Consider the following 25,540-nt stretch of genomic DNA (forward strand, 5'->3'; position numbering starts at 1 on the left):
AGAGGGTCAAGCCGGTTCCTCACCCCAGTGACAACCGATCGAGATCCGGGGCGGACGCGTGGTCGTTGGCCAGTTCGATCGTGTTCGCCCCCGCTCGCAGTTCGACCGGCAACGACGTCGTGAGCTGGGTGTTGTTGCCCGCGCCGTCGACCTTCACCTCGACCGGCGCGCCGCCGTTCACCGATACGAAGTACGACCGCGGTCCGTTCACGGTGAAGTCGATATAGAGGGTGTAGCGCCTCGTCTCGGGCACGGTGACGTTCTCGAACGCCACGGACGAGTCCGGGTCGCCGCCGATGTTGCGGACCTTCTGACCGCCCGAGCACACCCCGCAGTTCGTGACCCCCGCGCTGCCGACGTCGTTCGCCGAGTCCTCGGCCTCCCGCATGAAGACGCGGTCCGCCGGTAGCGGGCTCACGCGCACCGGCTTGCTCACCGATTTCGCCCGTCCGAGCAGGTCGAACGACGCGGTGACCGGGATGTCCGCCGCGGCGACGCCTTCGGGGGAGACCAGTGTCCACGAGGCTTCGAGTTCGTTCCCGACTCGCATGGACGTCGCGGCGGCCGGATCGCCCTGCACCGTCCAGCCCGCCGGGACGACCGGCGCCATGGTGACCCGGTCGATCGTGTCGTCGGCGTCGAGCCGCAGTTTCGCGGTCACTCGCAGGGATTGCCGCCCCGGCGCAAGCCATTGGACGCCGCCGGGTTCGACGGCCAGGGTCGTTTTCGGCGTGTAGGACGGAGGCGGCAGGGGAGCGACCGCGATCCGGTCGAGGCCCGGTCCCGCGGTGGCGTTGCTGAAGACCTTGACGGAGTTGGCTCCGGCCTTCAGTGAGACGGGGATCGCCGTCGAGGTCACGACGCCCGGTGTGCCGGCGCCGATCGCGGTCTCGACGGGAGCACCGCCGTTGACACTCACCGCGACCGACGTCGCGGACCCGCCCGTGGTGTCGAGCTGCAGCCGGTGACTCCCGGCTTCCGCGACCGTCACTCCCGGATAGGTGACCGAGTTGCGCGGACCGCCGCCGAGCCCGGTGACCTGGAACGATCCGGAGCAGGAGGAGCACCAGCCCAGCCGGGCACGGCCGTCGTTGTCGTTGCGGAAAGCCTCGGCCTCCAGCGGGACCTGCGCGCCGAAGACCGAGTTCGGGTGGCCGTACGCCACCTTGATCTCGTCGATGGCCAATTGCCGGTAGAAGGGCTTCGCCTGCGGGCCTGACCAGGTGTTCAGTACCTCGAGTTTGATGAACCGGGTCTGCCGTTCGCCGAGATCGATGAACTGCACGCCGCGGGCGCTCGGCATCGCGCCGGTGCGGATCGGCTCGCCCCAGTGCTTGCCGTCATCGCTGACGTAGACGCGATAGTCCTTGATCCGGGACGAATCCTCCGGCCTGCCGAACGATTCGCGCGCGTGCGTCGGCGACATCTCGCGCTGGTTCACCGCGAGAGAGGTCGCCGGTCGTCGCTTGCCGAGGTCCAAGGTCAGGGAGACCGGTTGCTTGCCGTCGGCGTCCCAGTAGTTCTCGAAGTTCCCGTCGACGAGGTTCGATGCCGGATGCCCCGCACGCGAGGACGATGCGGTCGCCTTGATCGTGCGAGAGTCGTGGAAGTACTGTTGCCCGGCCGTTTCCACTTTGAACACCGTGTCGTAGGTGTCCCAGTCCTCGATGTCCACAAGGGTCAGATAACCGGCGGATTGGCTGAACCGCAGCGCTTTCCCCGTGCGGACGTCGGACACCTTCGTCACCTTGTATCCGTTGTCGCGCAAGCGCAGCAGGTCGGTGCGCGGCCGGGTGACCACGTGGAGGTACTGCGTCCGGGCGCCGGGCTCGACGGTGATGACGCCGTGCGCGCCGTCGTTCCAGAATCCGGGCTGCATCCCGCCGTACAGATAGCCGCCGCCCTCTTTGCCCTGAAGCGAGGACTTGATCGGCGGCACCCAGCTCGCCATGAAGTTGTTGTACGCCTCCTGCTGTGGCGGGAACTTCCCGTTCACCATCGGGGTTTCGGCCATCAGCGACTTCATCGACGAACCGGCGTTGGTGATGTAGCGCCCGGTGGACAGCCGGAAGTCGACGGCCTGATCGGTGCCGTCGTACCACCAGCCGCCGTTGGTCGGCAGCTTGTAGTCGGCCTCGGTGAGCCGCGGCATCGGGGTGAACGCGGCCTGCGGGTAGTCGTACGGCGGAGTGATGCCGGTCTTCTGCTCGTTGCTGACGGTGTCCATGATCGGCGTGTCCTCGTTGTTGTTGCTCAGCAACCAGGACGGCCGCTTCTCGCGGATCTGTTCGTAGAGCTTGTTCTTCTCCCAGTAGTCGTTGTCGTTGTCGATCCAGAACCCGGCGAGGTCCGAGTAGCGGTCCATGACCTCGTGGAAGAGGTCGTAGCTGTACTCGCCGAACCCGGGCCGTGTGGTCAGGTCGACCTGCTTGCCCTTGTAGGCGGAGTACGCGGCGGAATCCAGCGACTCGACGCCGGTTTCCTTGTGCCACTGGGGATCGTCGGTCATGTACAGGATCGTCCGGACGCCCTTGGCGTTGCCCGCTTTGACGAGTTCGCCGAGGAGGTCCCGGTGCGTGGCGCAGCTGCCCGGGATCTTCGACGGCCATGGTCGTGCGTAACCCAGCCTGCTGTGGAAGGTGGCGAGCACGATGTAGGAGGCGCCGAGTTTGCGGGCCTCGTCCACCCAGTACTCGGCGCTCCAGCCGCCATCGGTGACGGCGCGTTCCCAAGCGGCGCAGTCGGTCTGGCGTGGTGCGGTGAACATGCCCCAGTGGAGGAAGAGACCCGCGGTCGCCTCGCGCAGCCACTGCTGGCGGGGATGGTGTACCTCCGCGCTCGCCGTCGTCGTGGTGAGCAGGCCGGCCAGCAAGGCGAGGACCAAGGCGAGCCAGGCGGTGCGTTGCGCTCGAACTCTCATGACCATCCGCTCTCATCCAGGGCGTGGTTACCGAGAGATCCGATGATTGCGGCAGATATCTGAGTGGTCAAGACCCGATGAGCGGGACAGCTGCTCAGTCATCCGAGGTTTAACGAGCGAAGGCCCCCTCGCCGCAGGGCGAGAGGGCCTTCGGAACAGGGACGGAGTCAGCCGCGCAGGACGTTCAGCGTGGCTCCCGCGGTGACGCTGTCGATCGTCACCGCGTAGAGGTGCTCGCCGCCGGGCCCCCAGGCGAGACCGCCAGGAGCGAGCAGTGTCTTGTCCGTCGCCAGCCGGGTGAAGTCGTACTGGCGGCTCGGGGTGCGGCTCCCGTCGCGGAAGATGTACACGGCCGGTCCGAAGGCGATGTCGACCCCGCCTGCCAGGACGTACGCGTCCCGGCTGACCGCGAGGGAGTTCGGGTAGGCGTCGGTCTCGTAACCGGCTTGCGGCACCAGGCCTTCCGTCGTGTAGACCCGCACGTCGTAGGGAGAACCGGAACCCACGGAGTGGAAGTAAGCGCCATCGTTGGACAGCTCGATGTCCTTCACGTAGTCGCCGACCCAGGCGGAGGCCTGCTCGACCAGGCCGGTGCCGGTGTCACGGAAGATCCGGGCCGTGGACGGCGAAACACCCGTGACGGCTGTCGCGATCAGGTCCGGGCGCCCCGGTGACGTGGCCAGCAGCGGGGCGCCGTACTCGTCGGGACCCAGGAGGTCCAGGCGGACATCGCCGAACGTGGAGCCGATGGTCGCGCTGCCGAAGTTGGCGCTTCCGGTGCGGCAGGCGTACCCGAAGTAGATCTTGTTCCCGGAGACGGCCAGTTCGCTCGGGCAGAGTACGCCGTCGCCGACCCGGTGCCGGGCGGTTTCCGCGAGGGTGAGCGTGTCGATCGCCGAGATCGCGCTACCTCGGGAAAGCGCGACGAACAGCGTGCCGCCGTCGGCGCTGAGCGCGAGGCCCGAGGCGCCGGGCTGATTGTCGAGCCTGCTCACCACGGTGCCGGAGAGATCGGTGACCACCACGGCGTTGTCAGCGCGGTTGCTGACGAAAACGTGCCCGCGGCCGGGATCGACCAGGATGTCGGTGAATCCCGTCAGCGGTAGGTTCACCGCCTTGTGGTCCTCCGCCGCGGTGGCGGGCAGGGCGGCGCCCACGAGTGTGGTGACCGCCAAAAGGGCAGCAAAGACAGACCTTCGTAATGAACGCATTCCGAAGTATTCCTCCCAGTAACGAGCCCGATCAGGGGCTCGTGGAAGAAACGCTAGCGGATCTCGTTGTCGGCCCGGACTCCGGGCGGGCGCCCGCCCGGAGTCCGATCAGCCCCGTTCAGATGTTGAAACCGGGGTGGGTCGCGAAGGCGTTGTCGATCACGAGATTCCCCCGCTGGCGGGCTCGTTCACGCAGCGCCGACGTCGTGCGGGCGCCCTGGGCGAAGAACCACCACAGGTAGAGCGCGCCGTACATCCACGCACCCTCGTAGCCCCAGGTCGAGTCGGCGCCGCTCTTGCCGGCGCCGAACACCGAACCCGCCGGGAAGTTCGCGTTGTGCGGCTTCCCGCCCTGATGGCGTGACTCGTGGATCAACGTCTCGGCGCGGCCGGGAACGTCCTTGGAGTACCAGAATCCCAGGTACAACTCGATCCGGTCGTCGACGAACGCTCCTTTGAACGACGTGGCGATGGCACTGCCGTCACCGCAAAGCGAGCGGAGGTCGTCGCAGTTGTCACGGACATAGCGGCGCGCCCAGTTCAGCATCGCGCCGGAATAGGCGTCGTTCTCGTAATCTTGCGCCGAATAGGTCAGCAGGTAACACGCGTTGAACGTCCGCGCCAGCGGCTTGTCGGTGTTGCACGCGTCTTCCCAGCCGAAGCCTTCGTCCCAGTAGTCCTTGTTGCCGGCGAAGCCGTAGGTGTTCCAGAAATAGTCGATGTAGGTCTGATTGCAGAGCGAGGCACCGTAGAAATTGTCCCCGGTCACATTCTTGTCCGGCACGGTGTAGCTGCAAGTGGCCATCGGAGATCACCTGTCTGTAGAAGGAATTTCGTTCGGTTCAGGAGCGTGGGGGCTCCGGCGGGGGCACGTCGTCGGTCCGCATGTCCTTCACGTACCGGCCGCCGACGGCCTGCGGGACGGCACGGACGTCGACTCGTCGGATGCCCAGCAGGCGCTCGTCTTCGGTGCCGCTGAGCGCCTCGCGCACCTGGGTGGTGAGGTCGGTGTCACCGGTCTCGGCGATGGCCTGGACCGCCGCGCGCCGCACCGTGAACACCTCGTGCCGGGTCTGCCGCAGCAACAGTTCCTTTGCCGCGTCGTCTCCGGCGGATGCCAGTCGTGCCAACGCTTCCACGGCGGTGGTACGGATGATCACCTCTTCGCCGACGGTGCTGAACCCGTGTGCCGGGTCCTCGGAACGCTCCGGCGGGATCGGCTGGCGCAGCACGTTTTCGAGCACCGGGACGGCGGTCGCGTGCCGCAGGTCGGTGAGCAGCTGGACCAGGCCCCAGCGCTCGAGGTACTGATCCTCGGACAGGGCGCCGTACTGCTCGCCGAGTGCCGGGACGACCTCGTCCGCACGCTCGCGAAGCCTGTCGAGGCTCCGCTGGTAATTGCGTTCGGCGTCCTCTCCGGACGCGGCCATGGTTTCGGCGGCCTGGGTCACCAGCTCGCCGATTTCGCTGTTCGAGAAGCTTCCGAGACCCGAGCTGCTCGGGCCCGCTTCGAGATTGTCTCCGCCCGGGCCCAATGAAGGGGTGTCGGGATTGCGTGGGGTCGGCATGAGGTTCTCCTTCGCAGCGGCGTGATGCTGACGGAAGGAAGGAACGCGATACCGAACCGCAGATACCTGTTTTTCCGAAAATTCGCCCCTTGGGGCAGTTCGGGATTTTCACCGCGGGAATCCGAAAAGGATTTTGATCACCGAAGTCGTCCGGTGGCCGAAAAGCGTTCACGGATTCCCGCTCGTGATCAATGACGGACGTCGATGACGACACGGTTCGGTGAGGCCAGGGTGAACACGCTGACCGCTGTCCTCGACCGGACGCCGAGTCCGATGGACAAGGTGGCTTCGTAGTCGCCGGTGACCGCGACCGCCATGACGTTGCGCAGATCGCGGGTCCGGAACTTCTGCGGGCCGGGATAAGTCGGGTTGCCCGCGTCGTTGTGCGCGGCCGCCGGAGTGGCGGTGACGGCGATGAAGTGCTCGCCTGTCAACCAGACGATCTCGCCCGAGCCGTCGGCGATCAACTCGTCGACGAGGTCGTACCGGACGGTCGGCGCCGGACCCGCGGTCAGGTCCAGCACGATCCGGTCGAAGCCGGGGTTCTGGCCGGTACGGATCCCCGTCATCGTGGGGATCGCTTGTGCCGCTACGGAAGCCGGTGCGACAGCGGCGATTGCACCGGTCAGCATGAGCGAGGTGGCGGCGAGCGCCCCGAGGGCGCGCCGGAGAGAGATGGTCATTGCGGTGACCTCCTGCCGGAGAGTTGGTTCCGGAAAGACGTCCGTGACGGTGCGGGGGTTGTATTCTTCGCGCTATCGTTACTGATCGCGGAATAGGTGTCGAGTGATCTCGAAATCAGCGGGGAAATGGTTTCTGGCGGACGCGATGACATCCGGTGATGGTCGAGTCGCGGAGTGGAACTTGCCCTTGTCGAATCCCTCGCGGAGGTGTACTAGTACACCATAGGCGCGACGGCCGGCGGACCTCGCCGGTGCTGATCTTTCACGGTCGGGAGGAGTTTCTTGTCGTCGAGGGCGGCTCTCCGATCACCGGCCATTGTCCTGCCGCGCCGCGCATTGTCGATCATCGCCACGAATCGTGGAGGGCGTCTTGACGATCCAGGTGGAGTGGGAGCGTTTTTCCTGTTCAGTGGCCGCGGTCGAAGCCGCTCTGCGCTGGCTTGCGGTCCGCAAGGACGGCGGGCCACTCGGGTTCCTGCGCTACGCGATCGAAGACCCGGCGAGCGAATCGGCCGCCGCCCTCGGCGCGCTGGTCCGGCCGACGGAGTCGATGACCACGGCGACTCCGGAGGTACGGGCGCTCGCGGTCTGGGGGCTGATCCTCGACGAGATCAGCCGGATGGGCCCGACCGGGAGATCGACGGGCCGCGACATTCTGAACGCCGCGTTCCGGCTCGGCGGGGTGGTGTGGGAGCCGACCCTCGACGACCGTTTCGGGCAGTTGAGGAACCTTCCCGGCGTGTTCGAAGTTCCGCCGCCGACCACGACGACGCCCATGCACAAGGCCTGGCGGCGCGCGGTGAATGGCAAGCTTTCCCCTTGCCTGGCAAGGAAACTGGAAGTGCTCGCGCGCGACGGTGAAGCGTGGCGAACCTATGTGCAGATCGCTCGGAACTCCTTTTCGGGACCTCCGGTGTCCGGTCCCCGGACGCCCTCGGGCGGGGTGCAACCCGTTTTCCTGGAACGTCAGCTGGTGGCCGTGGAAATGCGGCACAGGACCGCATATCGCCGGCTGACGGTGAGGAACGCCGTCGCCTGTGAGAACGGTGTCGACGGTTACATGGCGCGGGCTCGGACCGGGTGGGCCGGCGCGCTGGCGTCCACGCCCGTCAAAGGGATCTTCGGCTGCCGTGCCGAGACCCGGCCAGGTGTGCAACCAGGCGAGCCGCTGACCGTGGACCTGCGCTTCCCGAAACCGCTGCGAGAAGGCGAGCGTCACGAGTTCATTTCCCTCGCTTGCGACGACGACCTCGACGAGGTGCGGCACTGGGTCAACGTCGAAGTCGACCATCATGGAATCGCGCCGCGCGTGGTCGACGGCGAGGGCAAGGTGACCGGAGGCCTGAGCGTCAGCATCACCTTCGACGATTGCGTTCCCGAGGCTTGTTGGTGGTACGCGGAGCAGACCGATTTCGAGCGCCAGGTCCGGCCGCCCGCCGGTGATCGGCGACTGCTCGAGATCCGGCGAAGCATCGTCGAGCACACCTTCCAGGGACCCTGTCGGCCTCGGGAGGAGTACGGGATCGCTTTTCATTGGCCGACGAGTCAGTAAGCCCATTCCCAGCCGTGCGCGCCGGGTCCCAGAGCTCCCGTGCCGTCGGTGAGCTGAAGGGTCCCGGTCGTTGCGGTCGTGGCGATCGCGATCTGACCGGTGTAGGTGCGATTGGGCGCGTAGGCGGAGGGCAAGGCCTTCGGGACAACGCAAGTGTCCGTCTCCGCCTGGTCCGTGACACCGTTGCCGCCGGTCGTCGAGAAAGAGTAGGGATTGATCAAGCTCGGCAAGATGTTGAACGCGCCGAGACCATTGCCCTCGTCTTTATCGGTCTGCGTCTTGATCGTCACGTCCAGCAGCAGTGTGTGCTTCCCAGGCTGACGCGACATGTACTGGCTGCACTTCGGGTCGACGGTGATCTTCGTGACCCAGAACTCGACGGCCGGAGTGCCATCAGGGTTCGTCACGCCTGCTCGCTCTCCGACCTTCTTCGCGATGTACCCCGTGGCCGTCGAGGCGGTCGACGGTGTCGTAGACGGAGAAGGAGTAGTCGCAACACTGGCAGGTGCTGCCGGGCCGGACACCGCGGCGGGCCCAACTGGGGTTGGTGGCGCCTCGTTGCCGCAGGCGGTCAGACCGGCAACGGCGAACGCCGTCGAGGCGAAGAGGATTGCGAACTTGCGCATGCGGTAACCCCTCGAAAGTGTGTGATCGGGAGTCGTGCACTATCCGCATAGCGTTACGCGCTCGGCAACTTTCTGTAACTGCCGAGCGCGCATCGAGCGCTCACCGGCCGCCTTTGCTTGCATGTATAGGGCGACGAGTGAGCGCTGAGCGATCAGCGAAATGATCGCTCAGCGTAGTTGCTGCCTATTTGTCAGGCAGCCCCGTCCAGGCACGTCGTCAGCTCACCAGCCGCGTGCGCGCCACTCCGCCACGTGCGGACGCTGTTCACCCAGCGTCGAGTCGTCCCCGTGCCCCGGGTAGAACCACGTCTCATCCGGCAGTTGGTCGAACAGACGCGAAGAGACGTCGTCGACCAGCGACTTGAACTCCTCCGGCGAGTTCGTCTTCCCAACCCCACCCGGGAACAGCGAGTCGCCGGTGAACAGGTGCGGGTGCCCGGCCGGGTCGCGGTACAGCAGCGCGATCGAGCCCGGGGTGTGGCCGCGCAGGTGGATCACCTCGAGGGTGATCTGCCCGACCTTGACCGTGTCGCCGTGTTCGACGAGGAAGTCCGGCGGGATCGGCAGCGGCTCTGCGTCCAGCGGGTGGGCGGCGGTGTTCGAGCCGTTCGCGCCGGCGACGGCGCCGAGGGCCTGCCAGTGGTCCTGGTGCTGGTGGGTGGTCACGACGGTCTTCAGCGCGGGCCGGTCGGGTCCGTGGCCGATGAGGTCGGAGATCCGTTCCGGGTCGTTCGCGGCGTCGATCAGCAGCGCCTCGTTCTCGGCGCGGCAGACGAGCAGATAGGCGTTGTTGTCCATCGGACCGACCGACAGCTTCGTGATGGTCAGCGCGTCCAAGGTGCGACGGGCGGCGTCACCGCCGGGCTCGACGTGCCCGGTGTAGGTCTCGACGATGTTCACACCGCACACGGTAGTCCTTGCCCCGCAATCGGTTCCACCCGCACAGGCGACGCACAGGCGTGGCCCGTAGGCTCGCGTCGCCCTGCCAGCCGAACCACAGGACACCCGTGCCCGACGCCTCACCGCACGTTCCGCGCAAGATCAGCTGGGACGTTCTTCGCGTTGTCGCCGTCTTCGCGGTGATACTCGGGCATGTCACCCATCAGGGTGCTCTGCTTCACCCGGAACTGGTGGGTTACCCCTTCAGGGTCACCGCACAGTTCGGTGCCGCCATCCTTTTGGTGATTTCCGCCTTCTTCGTGTGCGCGAGCCTTCGAAAGGGTGAACCTCGGCGGTGGCTGTGGAACCGGGTGGCGCGGTTGGTGCCCGCGTACCTGGTCGCGGTGGCCGTCACCTACGTCGTCGCCCGGTACGCGACGATCCGGTTCAGCGGCCTGCCGTTCCCGCCGGGCCTCACCGGTTTCCTCTTCGGGATCCCGCAGGGTCCGCCGTCGGATCCGTCGCCCTGGTACGTCCCCAGCGGCTCCGATCTGCTCGCCAACCTGGGCATGGTCCAGGAGTGGGGCTGGCGGTACGAACTCTTCTACTACCTCGATGGCGCCTACTGGACGCTTCCGGTCCAGCTCATCGCGTTCACCGCCGCGGCCCTGCTGTGGCCACGCCGGTGGCGCACCCACCGGCTGACCGTCGGACTGCTCTGGGCGCTGATCCTGGTCCCGCTCTTCCTCCGGTTCGTCGTGTTCGACCCGGTTTCCACTTCGAAGCTCGCGGAGACCTTCTTCTACGGCCTGGGCCTGCACCGCGTCCATGTCTTCGCCATCGGGATCGCGATCTGGCTGTGGGCGAAACGACGGCTGGAGCACTGGCATCTCGTGCTCTTCCTGCTCGCCGCCTGTGCCGCGCAGGACCTGCAGGTCTTCCCGTTCCACCAGGCCCTGCCCACCGATCCCGAGCGCTGGCCGTCGCTCGCCGGTTTCGCGATCATGCTGTTGGCCGTCTGTCTCGCGGCACGGGGGCCGGACTGGCGGTTGCCCGGGCTCGCCCGGGTCGCCCCGGCTGTCACCTGGCTCGCGGGCATCTCGTATGGTCTTTATCTGGTGCACCAGGAACTCGGTTACATCCTGGCCCGTGCCCTGCTGAACGTCGGCGTCCCCGGCTGGCTGCGTCTCCCGATCGTGCTGGCCGCCGCCGTAATCGGGGGCTGGGTGATCACCGCGGGCGTGGAACGGCCGGTCCACCGGTGGCTCACCGCTCGCCGGGATCGACGCGAAAAGCCTGGAAAACCGCAGGTCAAGGACTCGAAGCCGGTTTCTGTCGGTGGTGCCTCGTAGCATGGACGCGGCCGCCCGTGCAGCTATCGACCGGGCCGGCGACCGCAGCTGAGAATGAAACCTGAAGGGACCCTGGCGTGGCTGATCGCCTCGTTGTTCGCGGCGCCCGCGAGCACAACCTCCGCGGTGTGGATCTCGACCTGCCCCGCGACAGCCTGATCGTGTTCACCGGTCTGTCCGGGTCCGGAAAGTCGAGCCTCGCCTTCGACACCATCTTCGCGGAGGGGCAGCGTCGTTACGTCGAGTCGCTGTCGGCGTACGCGCGCCAGTTCCTCGGCCAGATGGACAAACCGGACGTCGACTTCATCGAGGGCCTTTCGCCCGCGGTGTCGATCGACCAGAAGTCCACCTCGCGCAACCCGCGTTCGACCGTGGGCACCATCACCGAGGTCTACGACTACCTGCGCCTGCTCTACGCCCGCGCCGGAAAGGCGCACTGCCCGAAGTGCGGCGAGGCGATCAGCAAGCAGACCCCGCAGCAGATCGTCGACCAGGTCCTCGCCATGGAGGAGGGCACCCGCTTCCAGGTGCTCGCGCCGGTCGTACGCGGGCGCAAGGGCGAGTACCTCGACCTCTTCGAGAACCTGCAGCAGCAGGGCTACGCGCGTGTCGTGGTCGACGGGACGATCCACCCGCTCACCGAGCCGCCGAAGCTGAAGAAGCAGGAAAAGCACCAGATCGCCGTCATCATCGACAGGCTCTCGGTGAAGACGAGCTCGCGGCAGCGGCTCACCGACTCGGTCGAGACCGCACTCCGGCTGGCCGACGGCCTGATCGAGCTGGAGTTCGTCGACCTGCCGGAGAACGACCCGCATCGCGTGCGCGGGTTCTCCGAGAACCTGGCTTGTCCCAACGGCCACCCGCTGGCGATCGAGGACCTCGAGCCGCGGTCGTTCTCCTTCAACGCGCCCTACGGCGCCTGCCCCGAATGCTCCGGTATCGGCGTCCGCAAGGAGGTCGACCCGGAACTCGTGGTCCCGGACGACGAGCTGTCCCTCGGCGAGGGCGCCATCGCACCGTGGGCGGGCGGCCAGAGCGCGGACTACTTCATCCGCCTGCTGGAGTCGCTTTCGGAGACCGTCGGCTTCCGGATGGACACGCCATGGCGCAAGCTGCCGGCGAAGGTCCAGAAGGCCGTCCTGCACGGTGTCGACGAGCAGGTCCACGTCCGCTACAAGAACCGCTACGGCCGTCAGCGTTCGTACTACGCGGCCTTCGAGGGAGTCATCCCGTTCCTCGAGCGGCGCCAGGAGCAGACGGAATCCGAGTACATGCGTGAGCGGTACGAGGGCTACATGCGCGAGGTGCCGTGCCCGGCCTGTCAGGGCACGCGGCTCAAGCCGGAGATCCTCGCGGTCACCCTCGAGCACAAGACGCAGGGCGACCGGTCGATCGCGGAGGTCTGCGCGCTTTCGATCGCCGAGGCCTCGCAGTTCCTCGACGAGCTGGAACTCGGCAAGCGCGAGACGGTGATCGCCGGGGCGGTGCTCAAGGAGATCCAGGCGCGGCTGCGCTTCCTCCTCGACGTGGGGCTCAATTACCTCTCGCTCGACCGCGCCTCCGGGACGCTGTCCGGCGGCGAGGCGCAGCGCATCCGGCTCGCCACGCAGATCGGCTCCGGTCTGGTCGGCGTCCTGTACGTGCTGGACGAGCCGTCGATCGGGCTGCACCAGCGGGACAACCACCGGCTGATCGAGACGCTGGTCCGGCTGCGCGACCTCGGCAACACGCTGATCGTCGTCGAGCACGACGAGGACACCATCCGCTCCAGCGACTGGGTGGTCGACATCGGCCCCGGCGCGGGCGAGCACGGTGGCCACATCGTCCACAGTGGACCGTACAAGAAGATCCTGAAGAACAAGGAATCCATCACCGGCGCGTACCTTTCTGGCCGCAGCAAGATCGAGGTGCCGGCGATCCGGCGCCCGATCGACAAGAAACGTCAGCTGACCGTCGTCGGCGCCCGCGAGCACAACCTGCGCGGCCTCGACGTGTCGTTCCCGCTCGGCTGCCTCGTGTCGGTCACCGGTGTCTCGGGTTCCGGGAAATCGACGCTGGTCAACGACATCCTCGCGACCGTGCTGGCGAACAAGCTCAACGGCGCCCGCCAGGTTCCGGGGCGGCACACGCGCGTGAACGGTCTCGCCGGCGTCGACAAACTGGTCCGCGTCGACCAGTCGCCGATCGGCCGCACCCCGCGGTCCAACCCGGCGACGTACACGGGCGTCTGGGACCACGTGCGCAAGCTGTTCGCCGCGACCACCGAGGCGAAGGTGCGCGGCTACCAGCAGGGCCGGTTCTCCTTCAACGTCAAGGGCGGCCGGTGCGAGGCCTGCGCCGGTGACGGCACGATCAAGATCGAGATGAACTTCCTGCCGGACGTCTACGTCCCGTGTGAGGTGTGCAAGGGCGACCGGTACAACCGGGAGACCCTGGAAGTGCACTACAAGGGCAAGACCGTCTCCGACGTGCTGAACATGCCGATCGAAGAGGCGGCCGAGTTCTTCGAGCCGATCAAGGCGATCCACCGGCACCTGGCCACCCTCGTCGACGTCGGCCTCGGCTACGTCCGGCTCGGGCAGCCCGCGCCGACGCTGTCGGGCGGTGAGGCGCAGCGCGTCAAGCTCGCCAGCGAACTGCAGAAGCGGTCCACCGGCAAGACGGTCTACATCCTCGACGAGCCGACCACCGGTCTGCACTTCGAGGACATCAGCAAGCTGATCGGCGTGATCAACGGGCTGGTGGACAAGGGCAACACGGTGATCGTCATCGAGCACAACCTCGACGTCATCAAGACCTCGGACTGGGTCATCGACATGGGGCCCGAGGGTGGTTCCGGTGGTGGCACGGTCATCGCCGAGGGCACCCCGGAGCATATCGCTTCGGTGGAGGAGAGCTACACCGGCGAGTTCCTGAAGACCGTTCTCGCCTAGGGCCTCGTGAGTGGTAAGGACGGTTCTAACCGTCCTTACCACTCACGAGATCCAGAACCGGCGAAGCGGGTCCGTAGTAGAAGGCGCGCAGCCGGTACGAGGCTCCCGCTTCGCCCGGCATCGAAGCGAGACCGGCCGACGTCGTCCCCGGATCCGACATCTCGATCGGCACGAAGTCCGGCGCGCCGGGTTTCTTGATCTCCAGGAGGAATCCGTCCTCGTCGCTGGAGCGGTCGGCCCAGCTGAACCGCACCATCTCCTCCGCGGCGGGCTCCGCGCGGAACGCCGCCGGAGCGGCCGCCTGGCCACCCGTGCGGAGCGAGACTGCAGGTCCCGGGTCGGAGACCGAAGGACCGGAGACGGTGACAGCCTCCGACGCGGCGCCGTAGAAAGGCCGGATCCGGTAGTAGAACCGTGTTTCCGGAATCAGGTCCGGATGCCGGTAGGTGGTCTGCCTCGGCGGCACGAACTGCAGGATCGTGTACTCGCCGTGCGGGTCGGTGGTGTATTCGACGATCCGGCCCGCGACGTTCGGATCGTCGTCGGGCCAGCTCAGGTCGACGTTCACCGGATCCGTCAGCGTCGCGGTGAAACCGGGTTCCGCGGCGCATCCCGCCGCGATGGCCACCACCAGCAGCACGGCCGCGAGTTTCCTTGGCACGCCTCGTCCCTCCCGGGAATCAGGCGGCGGAGTCCGGAGGCGTCAGCATACGAGCGCCTCCGGTGATCGACAAGACCCGGTTGAACCGTTCGGCGGCGACGCCCGTGTGGGAGGCAAGAGGAGGCGGCCATGGAGAACCGAGGAGAGGCCGGTGCCGATGCACAGTTCGATCGCGGCGCGCGCCGAACGATCCACTCTGCCCCCGCGGGTTGCAGTACTGTCCTCGCCGACCCAGAAGACCGTCGGGAGGACACGAGTGGCGATCGGAGGCTGGCGGCCCAAAAAGGCCAAAGGCGAGGACTTGGTCCGGCACTTGTACGCCGAACACGGGCGAAGCCTGCTGGCGTACGCGACGAGGCTGACCGGGGATCGCGCGGCCGCGGAGGACGTCGTGCAGGAGACCTTGGTCCGGGCCTGGAAACATGCCGAAGACCTGGAGAACGACGCGAAGGGATCGGTGCGGGGCTGGCTGCTCACGGTCGCCCGGAACATCATCACCGACCGCGCCCGGGCCAGGGCGGCGCGGCCGCCGGAAGTGGCGGAGCCCGAGGAAGGCATGCCGACCCCCGCGGTGTCGAAGGACCACGCGCAGGGTGTCGTGGATTCCATGGCGGTGCTCGGGGCGATGGACGGCCTGTCCACGGAACATCGTGAGGTCCTGGTGGAGATCTACTACCGGGGCCGGACGGTGGCCGAAGCGGCGAGATCCCTGGGCGTGGCCCCGGGTACCGTTAAGTCGAGATCTTATTACGCGTTACGGGCGCTCAGAGCCGTGATGTCGGGAACCGGGAAGGAGGTAGCGCGATGAGTGCGGTGGGACACGACCAGGGCCAGCTCGCCGCCTACGTCCTCGGCGGGCTGACCCCGGCGGAAGCGGCCACGTTCGAAACACATCTGGCGAACTGCCCCACGTGCCGTCGTGAGGTGCGTGAGCTGGGCGAGCTGCGGTATCACCTCGACGAGGTGCCGCCGGAAGCGTTCCTCGAAGGACCTCCTGACGGGGGCGACCTGCTTCTTCAGCGCACGCTGCGTCAGGTCCGCGACGAAGAAGGCGCCCAGGAGCGCAAACCGAGGCGGCTCCTCGCCGTCGCCGGTGCGGCCGTGCTGGTCGTCGTGGCGCTGGGCGCGGGCGTGCTGGTCGGACGGCAGACGTCGCCCGAACCGTCGACGGTGGCCTTGCCGGTGCCGACGGCGACCGCCCAGGTGCCCGGCACCCGCGATCTCGCGGCCACCGACCGCGACACGGGGACGCAGCTGGCGGTCCGGGTCGTCCCGGCGGCGGGCTGGGTCCGGCTCCACGCGAAGGCGGAAGGTGTCCGGGAGGGCGAGAAGTGTCAGCTCGTCGTGGTGACCAAGAGCGGTGAACGCGTCAACGCGGGCAGCTGGCTGGTCTCGGCCAAGGGCGAGAAGGAAGGCACCGGGATCGACGGTTCCGCTTTGGTCGCTCCCGGCGATGTGGCCTCGGTCGACGTCGTGACCATGGACGGCCGGAACCTGGTGTCGGCGCGGGTATGACGGGTTCGCTCGCGGGTCGCGGAGGCGGTCGGTACCGCTTCCGCGACACGTGGGTGCTTCCGGCCTCGCCCAAGGCGGTCTTCGACGCCGTCGTCGACCTCGCCGCGTATCCGTTGTGGTGGCGTGACGTCCGTTCGGTCAGCCAGGTCGACGAGGACACCGCCGAACTCGTCTGCCGGTCCAGGCTGCCGTACGCGTTGACCGTGCGGATGCACCGCGATCGGCAGGACGAGCACGAGGGCCGGGTCCGGGTCCTGCTCAGCGGCGATCTGGAAGGGATGCTGGCGGGCTCCCTGACCCCGGTGGACAGCGGCACCAGGCTGGAGATCACGCAGGAGGTCGAGGCGCGGAAACCGTTGCTGCGCAAGCTCGATCGTGTCGCCAGGCCGATTTTCCGGATCAACCACGCGCTCATGATGCGACGCGGGCAACACGGATTGCAGGGGTATCTGGGGGCTGGTTCGGGTTAGAGTCCGGCCATGCGTGTCGCCACCGTGCAGCCGTTCACCGTCCCCGCGGGCCTTTCCGCGAACATCGCCGAACACGCGAGGCTCCTCCGGATCGCGGAAGCGGACCTCTGTGTCTTCCCCGAACTTTCCCTGACCGGCTTGGAGTTCGAGGCGCTCGCCGTCGATCCGGGACTCTGGTTGGCACAGGACGACCCGCGCCTCGAACCGCTCCGCGAGGCTTGCCGAGCTCGCGGCCTTCACGCAGTCATCGGGCTTCCGCTAGTGGAGGACGGCCGCAGGTACATCGGTTCGCTCGTGCTCGGACCGGACGGCGAAACCGTTGCCACGTACGCGAAACGCAACCTGCACAACAGCGAGGAAGAGCTGTTCGACGCCGGCGGGCGCCAGGTGATCATCGACGTCGGCGGCAGGCGACTCGGCCTCGCGATCTGTCTCGACGCCGCCGACCCGGACCACTCCAGGGAACTCGCCGAAGCCGGCGCCGAGGTCTACGTCCTCAGCGCGCTTTTCAGCGAGGGCCAGGAGCAGCGGCTTCTCGACCAGGTCGGCGTCGCGGCCGGGCACGGGATGTGGGTGGTGCTTTCCCAGTATTCCGGCAAGACCGGCGGGATGGCCGCGTTCGGCGGCAGCGGGGTCTGGAAACCCGGAGGCGCCGCCGAGGTGCGGCTCGGCGGCGAAGTCTCCGAATGGGCTTACGCGACGATCGCCTCCTGAGCCTTCCGGTCACGCAGGACCACGGCAGCGACGAAGACGGCGAGAGCGAGCAGCCCCGCGCTCAACGCGTACGCGGTCTGGTAGCCACCAGTGAGTGCTTCGGGCACCGCCACGCCTTCGGCCAGCAGAGAGCCAGTCCGGGACGCGGCGGCGGTCGCGAGCACCGCGGTACCGATCGCCGCGCCGATCTGCTGTGTCGTGTTGATCAGACCGGAGGCGACCCCGGCGTCGGCCGGGACGACGCCGGACATCGCCTGCCCCATCAGCGCGGGCATCGCCGCGCCGAACCCGATGCCCATCAGGACGAGCGCGGGCAGGACGTCCGTCGCGTAGTTCCCGTCCGCCTCGACCATGGCGAGGAGACCGAGCGCCAGCGCGACCAGCGAAAGCCCGGTCACGAGCACCGTTCGCGCGCCGAAGCGGTGGTTCAGCCGCTCGGCGAAGACCAGCGACATCACCGCGATCGAGACCGGGGCGGGCAGGAAGGCGAACCCGGTGCTCAGCGCGTCGAGCAGGAGGACCCGCTGCAGATAGAGCGCGGTGACGAACTGGAAGCCGAACAGCCCGGCGACCATCAGGACCATCACCGCGTTCGCCCCGGACACCGCCCGGCCGCGGAAGATCCTCAGCGGCAGCAACGGGTTCCGCGCTTTGGCCTGCCGGAGCACGAATCCGGCGAGCAGCAGCAGCGACACCGCGAGCAGCCCGTGTGCGCGCATATCCGCCCAGGTGTACTCCTCGGCCTTGACGATCGTGTAGACCAGCAGCATCAGCCCGCCGGTGACCAGTGCGGCGCCGGCGAGGTCGGTGCCGCCGCGCGGTCCCGGCCCTCGGTCGTCCGCGAGCAACCGGGCGGCCATCACCAGGGCGAGGGCGCCGATCGGCAGGTTGACGAAGAACGTCCAGTGCCAGTCGAGCAGCTGGGTGAGCATGCCGCCCGCGATGAGCCCGATCGACGCTCCCGCGGCCTGGGTGAAGCTGTAGACGCCGATGGCCTTCGCCCGCGCCCGCGGTTCCGGGTAGAGGGTGGTGATCATGCCGAGCACGACGGCCGACGCGAGCGCGCCGCCCGCGCCCTGCAGGAAGCGGAACGCGACGAGCTGCGTCTGGTCCTGCGCGATCCCGCACAGCAAGGACGCGAGGGTGAAGACGCCGAGTCCGGTCAGGAAGACCCGCTTCCGGCCGATCAGGTCGCCCAGCCTGCCGGACAACAGGAGCAGCCCGGCGAAGGCGATCAGGTAGGCGTTGACCACCCAGGCCAGGGTGGACGGGGTGAAGCCGAGGTCGTTCTGGATCGCGGGCAGCGCGACGGCGACGATCGAGCCGTCGAGGACGACCATCAGCGAGACGGCGCAGAGCACGGCGAGGGCGAGAGCGCGCTGTGGCATGGTAAATCCTTTGATATCCCCAGGTGATGCCTTGGTGCATCACTTGTAACAGCACCCATCTTGTGTGACTCTGTTCCCTGCCGGAAGGAGGCACTTCCATGTCCCAGGGGAACACCGATGTGACCGCGCAGGCCAGGGTGGTCGACCCGGAGAAACTCGAGGTGTGCACCGTGCTCGAGGTGATCAACCGGATCAGCGGGAAGTGGGCGATCGGCATCCTGCTGGAGGCCACGCGCGGTCCCGTGCGGTTCACCGAACTGGAGCGGTCGGTCGAGGGGATCAGCCGCCGGATGCTCACGCTGACGTTGCGGAACCTCGAGCGTGACGGCCTGCTCGTCCGCACCGTGTACCCGACAGTGCCGCCGAAGGTGGAATACGAGGCCACGGCGATGGCGAAGGAGCTGTACGCGTCGCTGACCGGCCTGCTGCACTGGGCGGAACGCCATCGCGACTCGATCGCCGCGTCCCGTGTCGTCTACGACGAGAAGGTCAGCGCCTGACGGCTGCCGCGTGCACGGCTCGCTGGACGTGCGAGCACAGCAGGTCGAAGTACCACTTGTGGAACGGCAGGTCCGTGCCGTTGGCCGCGGACCAGCTTTCCCAGAGGCCGCCCGGTCGCAGGTAGCGCGCCGTGTACGCCGTGGTGAGGTCGGCGTCGACGTGGTGCAGGGCCGCGAGCGCCCATTCCTGGTCGTAGCGCAGGTCCGGCCGGGCGAGGTAGTGGTCCAGATAGGACACGAGGATCTCGGCGTCGGCGAGGGTGCCGAACCGGGCCAGCGCGAAGCAGTAGCCCTGCCCGGCGAAGACCATCCCGCTCTCCAGGAGGAGTTCGCGGAGGCGTCCGCGCCACGCGGTGCGGCGATCGGTGCCGATCAGCCAGGCGGCGGTGATCCGCTCCCGCCAGCCGGCGTCGAAAAGGGACTCCAAGTCCTCGTCGGTGATCCGGGAGGCGTCCTCGGCCAGGGCCAGCAGGAAGGTCTCGCGTTCGGGGCCGCTCATCATCCCGGCGAAGTTGCCGTGCAAGAGCTTCGAGTACCGCTCGGGCACGTAGCGGTCGATGGCGTCCGACATGTCCCACAGCTTCCCAGAAACGAAGAACCGCGGTGCGAGGACGGGGGACCCTCGCACCGCGGTTTCACTCATGCCGCGCGCTAGGCGTGCGCGACGGCTTTCTCCCTGTCGCCGTCAGGGTCCTTGGAGGTGTCGGGGTGGTCGTCGATCAGGGTGGCTTCGTCGAACGGGGCCTGACCGCTGAAGACCCGGTTGGCCTGGTCGCGGTCGAACTCCTTGGTCCACGTGCCGACCAGGACGGTCGCGACGGCGTTGCCCGCGAAGTTGGTCAGCGCGCGGGCCTCGGACATGAACCGGTCGATCCCGAGGATGAAGCCGACGCCGTCGACCAGTTCCGGCCGGTGCGACTGGAGCCCGCCCGCGAGGGTCGCGATCCCGGCGCCGCTCACGCCCGCCGCGCCCTTCGACGCGATGATCATGAACAGCAGCAAGGAGATCTGCTCGCCGATGCCCAGCGGCTGGTCCTGCGCGCTGGCGATGAACAGCGTCGCCATCGTCAGGTAGATGGCCGTGCCGTCGAGGTTGAACGAGTACCCGGTGGGCACGGTGATGCCGACGACCGGCTTGGAAACCCCGAGGTGCTCCATCTTCGCGATCAGCCGCGGCAGGGCCGATTCGGACGACGACGTCGACAGGATCAGCAGGAACTCACGGCCGAGGTACCGCAGCAGGGTGAAGATGTTGACCCGCGCGCCGAGCCACAGCACCGTGCCGAGCACGCCGAACACGAACACCAGGCAGGTCAGGTAGAAGCCGATCATGATGACGGCGAGGCTGCGCAGCGCGCCCCAGCCGGTTTCGCCGACCACCGCGGCGATCGCGCCGAACGCGCCCACCGGGGCCGCCCACATGATCATCGCGAGGATCCGGAACACGAGCCGCTGGATGTGCTCGATGCCGCGGCGGATCGGTTCGCCCTTGGTGCCGAGCTTCTGCACGGCGAACCCGGCGAGCAGCGCGACCAGCAGCGTCTGCAGCACCTGGCCTTCGGTGAACGCGGAACCGAAGCTGGTCGGGATGATGCCGAGCAGGAAGTCGACGGTTCCTTCGGCGCCCTCGGCCTGTGTGTGCGCCTTCGCGGCGGCCGCGGGGTCGAGGTGCAGGCCCTCGCCCGGGTGCAGGAGGTTGCCGACGACGAGGCCGATCGCGAGCGCGAAGGTCGACATCATCAGGAAGTAGCCGAGCGACAGCAACCCGACCTTGCCGACCTTCGCGGCCTTCGCCACCGATCCGATGCCGAGCACGATGGTGCAGAAGATGATGGGGGAGATCATCATCTTGATCAGGTTGACGAATCCGGTGCCGAGCGGCTTGAGTTCCTTGGCCAGACCCGGCGCGGCGAACCCGACGATGACGCCGAGGACGACCGCCGCGATCACGGCCAGGTACAGGTAGTGCATCTTGTCTCGGCGACGCGGCGCCGCTTCGGGCGTTGTAGGCACCTTTGCCTCCAGCTCAGGGGGTGTTCGGGATTGCCGGTCACTATCACCCGGGCAGGTGAGCTGGGTCACGGTTGTGTTCATTGAGTTCGCGCGAGTGGTTTCCGGGGAATTCCGGCCGGGCGGACTGAGCGGCTGGTTCGCCGGTGTGCTGGTATGGGCTCGTGCCCTCGACGACGCGGATCCGGACCAGGCGCGGTTCTCTCGCCCGCCAACTGCTGATTCTGCAGCTCGTGGTGCTTTTCGTGCTCGTCGCGGCGGGGGTGGCCTTCGCCTATCTCGATTCCGTCCGGGCCACCGAAGACCGGGCGCGGGACAAGGTGACCGCGGTCGCCGAAGCGGTGGCGGACGCGCCCGGCGTGCTGGCCGCACTGTCCACATCGGAGCCCAGCCGGACACTGCAGCCGTTCGCGCAGAGTGTCCGGGCGGACACGGAAGTGGATTTCGTGACCATCATGGACACGGACGGGATCCGCTACACCCACCCGAATCCGGAGCTGATCGGGCAGCTGTTCATCGGGAACATCGGCGAGGCGCAACGCGGCGGCAAGGTCCTCGAGACCTACTCCGGTTCGCTCGGCCCGTCCGAACGCGTCGTGGTCCCGGTGCTCGGCACCGGAGGACAGGTCGTCGCGCTGGTCTCGGTCGGCATCACCGTCGAGGCGATCGACGCCGAACTCCGCGAACGCCTGTGGCCGCTGATCGGGGTCGCGGTGGCGGTGCTGGTGGTCGGCGGGATCGGCAGCTATCTGGTCAGCGCCCGGCTCCGGCGGCAGACCAGGGGGATCGCACCCGAGGAACTGAGCAACCTGTTCGAGTACCACGAAGCCGTCCTGCACTCCATGCGCGAGGGGCTGCTGCTCGTCGGCGGTGACGGGCGGGTGGTGCTGTGCAACGACGGCGCCCGTGCGCTGCTGGGCGTCGACGGCGATCCGGTCGGCCGGGAACTGTCCGCAGTGGACATTCCCGAAGATCTCGTCGATGCCTTCACGTCGGGGGAGGAGCGCACCGACGAACTCCACCTCACCGAAGCGAGGGTGCTGGTCGTCAGCACGGCGCCCGTGCGGTCACGAGGAGAGGCGATGGGCACCGTCGTGATCCTGCGCGATCACACGGAACTCCAGGCGCTGACCGGTGAACTGACCACGGTGCGCGGACTGGCCGAGGCACTGCGGTCGCAGGCGCACGAAGCGGCGAATCGGCTGCACACCGTCGTTTCGCTGGTCGAGATCGGCCGTCCCGAACAGGCCGTGGAGTTCGCGACCGAGGAACTCGCGCTCGCGCAGGAACTCACCGACCGAGTGGTCGGCGCGGTCGCCGAACCGGTGCTCGCGGCGCTGCTGCTGGGCAAGGCGGCGGAGGCGAGCGAACGCGGCGTCGAATTCACGATCACGCCCGACACCGTCATGGAGGATTCGGCCACCGGGGTCCCGCCGCGAGATCTGGTGACCATCCTCGGCAACCTGATCGACAACGGGATCGACGCGGCGGCGGGGAACGCCGGCGACGGCGGACGGCCCGGGGTCGAGGTCACCGTGCGGTCCGGCGCCGAGGGGCTGCTGCTGCGGGTCGCCGACACCGGCCCCGGCGTGGACGACGTCGAGGACGTCTTCCGGCGCGGCTGGTCCACCAAACCCGAGGACGGCCACGGGCTCGGCTTGGCACTGGTGGGTCAGGCGGTGCGGCGGCACGGTGGGACCATCGACGTCGGCAGGGAAGAGGGCGCGGTGTTCACCGTGCGCTTGCCGCTGAAGACGCCGCCGAAGGAGCCGACACGATGATCAAGGTGCTGGTCGTCGAGGACGAACCGGTCGCCGCCGACGCGCACCGGGTGTACGTCGAGAGAATGCCCGGCTTCTCCGTGTCCGGCGTCGTGCATTCGGGCGGCGACGCGTTGCGGTTCTGCGAACGCGAGCCTGTCGACCTGGTGCTGCTGGACTTCTACCTCCCGGACACGCACGGGCTCGCGGTCTGCCGGTCGCTGCGCGCGGCCGGGCTCCCGATCGACGTCATCGCGGTGACCTCGGCGCGTGACCTGGCGCTGGTCAAGGCCGCCGTGTCGGTCGGCGTCGTGCAATACCTGCTGAAACCGTTCACTTTCGCCTCCCTGCGGGAGAAACTCGAGCGCTACGCCGAGTTCCACGGCGCTTCGGGCGAGGTCACCGGACAGGCCGAGATCGACCGCGCGCTCGGCACCTTGCGCACCACCGAGCGGCAGGCGCTGCCGAAGGGGATGAGCGGGCAGACGCTCGAGGCGATCACCGACGTCCTCGCCTCGGCCGCGGACGGCCTGTCCGCCGGGGCGGCCGCGACCGCGATCGGCGCCTCCCGGGTCACCGCGCGGCGCTACCTCGAATACCTGGCCGACAACGGCCTCGCCCAGCGTGAGCCACGCTACGGCCAGGTCGGCCGCCCCGAGGTCTGGTACAAACCGAAAACCGTATAACGACCTATACCGCGTCCCGGTGGCTACCGTGGGCAAGGTGAAGATCGGCGAACTCGCGCGGAAGACCGGGGTCAGCGTCCGCGCGCTGCGCTACTACGAGGAAGAGGGCCTGATCCGGCCCGGTCGCGAAGGCAACGGCTACCGCGACTTCTGTCCCGGTTCGGTCGAGGCCGTACTGCAGATCCGCGGAATGCTCGACGCCGGATTGCCGACCAGGCTGATCCGCGAGATCCTGCCGTACCTCGACGATCCTGCCGAAGTCCGGCCGAAGGTGCCGTGTGAGTACATGATCGACGAGGTCGCGCGGCAGCGGGAAGTGCTCGATCGCCGGATCGCGCTCATGACCCGCAATCGCGACGCGCTCGACGCGTACCTCCGCGACTTGACCCTGCCACAAACGTGAGGGTTTTAGCGTGCGGACATGACTTCGATGCGCGCCCTGCGACAGGACTCCGCGAACGGTCCTGAAGATCTCCGCCTGATCGCCGACGCCCCCGTTCCGGTCCCGGGACCAGGCGAAATCCTGGTCAAGGTCACCGCCGCCGGTGTCAATTTCGCCGACGTCATGCAGACCCGGGGCACTTACGAAGGCGGCCCGGCGGCGCCGTATGTCGCGGGGTTCGAAGCCGCCGGTGAGGTCGTCGGCCTGGGGGAGGACGTGACTTCGCCGCGCCTCGGCGAGCACGTCGTCGGGACGGGCAGCGGCGCCTTCGCCGAGTACATGGTCATGTCCGCGGCCGGCGCGGTCCCGGTGCCGGAAGGCTGGTCGGACGAGCAGGCTCCCGGGCTGATCCTGAACTGGGCCACGGCGCTCGCCGCGCTCAAACCGCTGGGGCGTCTCGCTTCCGGCGAGACCGTGCTGGTGCAGGCGGCGGCCGGTGGGGTCGGCCAGGCCGCGGTCCGGCTGGCGAAGCACTACGGCGCGACCGTCATCGGCACCGCGTCGCCGGGCAAACACGACCTGGTGCGGGCGCTGGGCGCCGACCGCGTCCTCGACTACGGCGTCGCGGCGGGAGAGGTGGACCTCGTGCTCGAATCGGTCGGTGGGGCGACTTTCGCCGCGAGCCTCGCCGCCGCCAAACGGGTCACCGGGCGGGTCGTGGTCTACGGGGTCGCCGGGGGAGAGGTCGCGATCACCAACCGGGACTTGAACTTCCGGCATCAGATCCACGTCATCGGCCTGCATCTCAGCGTCCTGATCGAGCACGCGCCCGAGATCTTCGCGGACTTGGTGGGCGAACTGCACGCTCTCATCGCCGCGGGCGTCTGCGCACCGGGCGAGCCGACGGTGTACGACCTCGCGGACGGCCCGAAAGCGCTCGCGGAACTGGAAGCGCGATCGACCGTCGGCAAGCTCGTGCTGCGGCCCTGAGCGCGGCATCTTCGTATGCGGACATGCGCATGTCAATAGGTCGAAAGTGTTGGTAAATCACCAGCTGGCTGACGCGACGAAAGTTGGTGCCCAGTCGCGGCGGAGGCTCCTAAATTCACCAACCATTCCGTTGTCCTCACAAGGAGTGGGTCCATGGCAAGGAAGTTCTTCGTCTCCGCGTCCGTGAGCTTGGCGCTGCTCGCCGTCCCCGTCACCGCGGGCCAGGCCACGGCCGCGGTCCAGCCCGCTCAGCAGACCGTGGCGGCGACCACGGTCTACTACGACGCCTCGGGAGCGCCCAGCTTCCGTGCCGCCATCCAGGCGGGCGCGGCGAACTGGAACAACTCGGTGTCCAACGTGAAGCTGCAGGAGAGCTCGTCGGGAGCCACCCTGCGCTACACCGAGGGCAACGACCCCCGGGGTTCGTACGCCCAGACCGACGGCCACGGCCGCGGCACCATCTTCATCGACTACTCGCAGGCACAGCAGTACGACCAGACGCGGATCGCCGCGCACGAGACCGGACACGCGCTCGGCCTGCCGGACAACTACCAGGGTCCGTGCTCCGAGCTGATGTCCGGTGGCGGCCCCGGCCCGTCCTGCACCAACGCGAAGCCGAACTCCCAGGAGGTCTCCCGGGTGAACTCGCTGTGGGCCAACGGCATGCTGTCGGCCGGCACCATGCAGCGCATCTACAACTACTGACGGTTTCCGCTCCGTGAAGGCCTCCTTCCCTACTC

Annotated in this window: 24 protein-coding genes; 13 read left to right on the forward strand and 11 right to left on the reverse strand. The window is 67.9% G+C overall.

Annotated elements, in window-relative coordinates:
* Positions 1-19: 19 nt before the first annotated feature.
* The 5 genes from ACZ5IK_RS29960 to ACZ5IK_RS29980 all read right to left on the reverse strand — a co-directional run bounded on the left by ACZ5IK_RS29960 (position 20) and on the right by ACZ5IK_RS29980 (position 6,382).
* Positions 20-2,926, reverse strand: a complete 2,907-nt coding sequence (locus ACZ5IK_RS29960) for an alpha-L-fucosidase (protein WP_465490758.1) — start codon at positions 2,924-2,926, stop codon at positions 20-22.
* 161 nt (positions 2,927-3,087) lie between these two features.
* Positions 3,088-4,095, reverse strand: a complete 1,008-nt coding sequence (locus ACZ5IK_RS29965; RefSeq protein ID WP_465490759.1) for a YncE family protein — start codon at positions 4,093-4,095, stop codon at positions 3,088-3,090.
* 154 nt (positions 4,096-4,249) lie between these two features.
* Positions 4,250-4,936 carry a hypothetical protein gene (locus tag ACZ5IK_RS29970; protein WP_465490760.1) on the reverse strand — a complete coding sequence of 229 codons (687 nt, stop codon included), beginning with the start codon at positions 4,934-4,936 and terminating at the stop codon, positions 4,250-4,252.
* 37 nt (positions 4,937-4,973) lie between these two features.
* Positions 4,974-5,699, reverse strand: coding sequence for a HEAT repeat domain-containing protein (locus ACZ5IK_RS29975; protein ID WP_465490761.1), 726 nt, complete (start codon positions 5,697-5,699; stop codon positions 4,974-4,976).
* A 188-nt stretch (positions 5,700-5,887) separates the two neighbouring features.
* Entirely contained in the window at positions 5,888-6,382 is a 495-nt protein-coding gene (locus ACZ5IK_RS29980) for an AMIN-like domain-containing (lipo)protein (RefSeq protein WP_465490762.1), read from the reverse strand.
* 370 nt (positions 6,383-6,752) lie between these two features.
* Between ACZ5IK_RS29980 and ACZ5IK_RS29985 the strand changes: the two genes are divergently transcribed.
* Positions 6,753-7,934, forward strand: a complete 1,182-nt coding sequence (locus ACZ5IK_RS29985) for a hypothetical protein (RefSeq protein ID WP_465490763.1) — start codon at positions 6,753-6,755, stop codon at positions 7,932-7,934.
* Here the strand turns inward: ACZ5IK_RS29985 and ACZ5IK_RS29990 are convergent.
* Together ACZ5IK_RS29990 and ACZ5IK_RS29995 are read right to left on the reverse strand one after the other, a co-directional pair.
* Positions 7,928-8,560 (reverse strand): hypothetical protein, encoded by a 633-nt coding sequence (locus tag ACZ5IK_RS29990; RefSeq protein WP_465490764.1) that lies wholly within the window; start codon positions 8,558-8,560, stop codon positions 7,928-7,930. The two genes, ACZ5IK_RS29985 and ACZ5IK_RS29990, sit on opposite strands and share 7 nt — an antisense overlap.
* 222 nt (positions 8,561-8,782) lie before the next feature.
* Entirely contained in the window at positions 8,783-9,460 is a 678-nt protein-coding gene (locus ACZ5IK_RS29995) for an MBL fold metallo-hydrolase (protein ID WP_465490765.1), read from the reverse strand.
* Positions 9,461-9,567: 107 nt separating this feature from the next.
* On the opposite strand from ACZ5IK_RS29995, the gene ACZ5IK_RS30000 reads away from it, so the two are divergent.
* Positions 9,568-10,791, forward strand: coding sequence for an acyltransferase family protein (locus ACZ5IK_RS30000; RefSeq protein WP_465490766.1), 1,224 nt, complete (start codon positions 9,568-9,570; stop codon positions 10,789-10,791).
* Between the two features lie 77 nt (positions 10,792-10,868).
* Positions 10,869-13,724: an excinuclease ABC subunit UvrA gene (gene uvrA / locus ACZ5IK_RS30005; RefSeq protein WP_465490767.1), complete on the forward strand. Its 2,856-nt coding sequence runs from the start codon at positions 10,869-10,871 to the stop codon at positions 13,722-13,724.
* 25 nt (positions 13,725-13,749) lie between these two features.
* On the opposite strand, the gene ACZ5IK_RS30010 is transcribed toward uvrA, so the two are convergent.
* Complete coding sequence (locus tag ACZ5IK_RS30010; protein WP_465490768.1) at positions 13,750-14,385, reverse strand: fibronectin type III domain-containing protein; 636 nt, start codon at positions 14,383-14,385, stop codon at positions 13,750-13,752.
* A gap of 256 nt (positions 14,386-14,641) precedes the next feature.
* On the opposite strand from ACZ5IK_RS30010, the gene ACZ5IK_RS30015 reads away from it, so the two are divergent.
* The 4 genes from ACZ5IK_RS30015 to ACZ5IK_RS30030 are packed head-to-tail and all read left to right on the forward strand — an operon-like array spanning position 14,642 to position 17,084.
* A complete protein-coding gene (locus ACZ5IK_RS30015; RefSeq protein ID WP_465490812.1) occupies positions 14,642-15,193 on the forward strand; it encodes a sigma-70 family RNA polymerase sigma factor in 552 nt (183 codons plus the stop codon).
* Positions 15,190-15,900: an anti-sigma factor family protein gene (locus ACZ5IK_RS30020; RefSeq protein ID WP_465490769.1), complete on the forward strand. Its 711-nt coding sequence runs from the start codon at positions 15,190-15,192 to the stop codon at positions 15,898-15,900. Before ACZ5IK_RS30015 ends, ACZ5IK_RS30020 begins: the two co-directional genes overlap by 4 nt.
* Positions 15,897-16,370 (forward strand): SRPBCC family protein, encoded by a 474-nt coding sequence (locus ACZ5IK_RS30025; protein WP_101608790.1) that lies wholly within the window; start codon positions 15,897-15,899, stop codon positions 16,368-16,370. Before ACZ5IK_RS30020 ends, ACZ5IK_RS30025 begins: the two co-directional genes overlap by 4 nt.
* Before the next feature lie 9 nt (positions 16,371-16,379).
* Positions 16,380-17,084, forward strand: a complete 705-nt coding sequence (locus tag ACZ5IK_RS30030; RefSeq protein WP_465490770.1) for a carbon-nitrogen hydrolase family protein — start codon at positions 16,380-16,382, stop codon at positions 17,082-17,084.
* Here the strand turns inward: ACZ5IK_RS30030 and ACZ5IK_RS30035 are convergent.
* Entirely contained in the window at positions 17,063-18,472 is a 1,410-nt protein-coding gene (locus ACZ5IK_RS30035) for an MFS transporter (RefSeq protein ID WP_465490771.1), read from the reverse strand. The two genes, ACZ5IK_RS30030 and ACZ5IK_RS30035, sit on opposite strands and share 22 nt — an antisense overlap.
* Positions 18,473-18,570: 98 nt before the next feature.
* Between ACZ5IK_RS30035 and ACZ5IK_RS30040 the strand changes: the two genes are divergently transcribed.
* Complete coding sequence (locus tag ACZ5IK_RS30040) at positions 18,571-18,972, forward strand: winged helix-turn-helix transcriptional regulator (RefSeq protein ID WP_465490772.1); 402 nt, start codon at positions 18,571-18,573, stop codon at positions 18,970-18,972.
* Here the strand turns inward: ACZ5IK_RS30040 and ACZ5IK_RS30045 are convergent.
* Both ACZ5IK_RS30045 and ACZ5IK_RS30050 read right to left on the reverse strand, forming a co-directional pair.
* A complete protein-coding gene (locus ACZ5IK_RS30045) occupies positions 18,962-19,543 on the reverse strand; it encodes a DUF6000 family protein (RefSeq protein WP_465490773.1) in 582 nt (193 codons plus the stop codon). The genes ACZ5IK_RS30040 and ACZ5IK_RS30045 overlap by 11 nt on opposite strands.
* Before the next feature lie 80 nt (positions 19,544-19,623).
* The gene (locus ACZ5IK_RS30050) at positions 19,624-20,943 is read right to left on the reverse strand and encodes a cation:dicarboxylate symporter family transporter (protein ID WP_465490813.1); all 1,320 of its coding nucleotides are present in this window, start codon (positions 20,941-20,943) and stop codon (positions 19,624-19,626) included.
* Between the two features lie 203 nt (positions 20,944-21,146).
* On the opposite strand from ACZ5IK_RS30050, the gene ACZ5IK_RS30055 reads away from it, so the two are divergent.
* From ACZ5IK_RS30055 to ACZ5IK_RS30075, 5 genes are all read left to right on the forward strand, one after another.
* Positions 21,147-22,763 carry an ATP-binding protein gene (locus tag ACZ5IK_RS30055; RefSeq protein ID WP_465490774.1) on the forward strand — a complete coding sequence of 539 codons (1,617 nt, stop codon included), beginning with the start codon at positions 21,147-21,149 and terminating at the stop codon, positions 22,761-22,763.
* Positions 22,760-23,428 carry a response regulator gene (locus tag ACZ5IK_RS30060; RefSeq protein ID WP_101608786.1) on the forward strand — a complete coding sequence of 223 codons (669 nt, stop codon included), beginning with the start codon at positions 22,760-22,762 and terminating at the stop codon, positions 23,426-23,428. Before ACZ5IK_RS30055 ends, ACZ5IK_RS30060 begins: the two co-directional genes overlap by 4 nt.
* Positions 23,429-23,465: 37 nt before the next feature.
* Entirely contained in the window at positions 23,466-23,831 is a 366-nt protein-coding gene (locus tag ACZ5IK_RS30065) for a MerR family transcriptional regulator (RefSeq protein ID WP_465490814.1), read from the forward strand.
* Positions 23,832-23,849: 18 nt separating this feature from the next.
* Complete coding sequence (locus ACZ5IK_RS30070; RefSeq protein WP_465490775.1) at positions 23,850-24,800, forward strand: alcohol dehydrogenase catalytic domain-containing protein; 951 nt, start codon at positions 23,850-23,852, stop codon at positions 24,798-24,800.
* Positions 24,801-24,953: 153 nt separating this feature from the next.
* Positions 24,954-25,505, forward strand: coding sequence for a snapalysin family zinc-dependent metalloprotease (locus tag ACZ5IK_RS30075; protein WP_101608784.1), 552 nt, complete (start codon positions 24,954-24,956; stop codon positions 25,503-25,505).
* Positions 25,506-25,540: the final 35 nt, after the last annotated feature.

Source organism: Amycolatopsis sp. NPDC031561 (assembly GCF_055580625.1).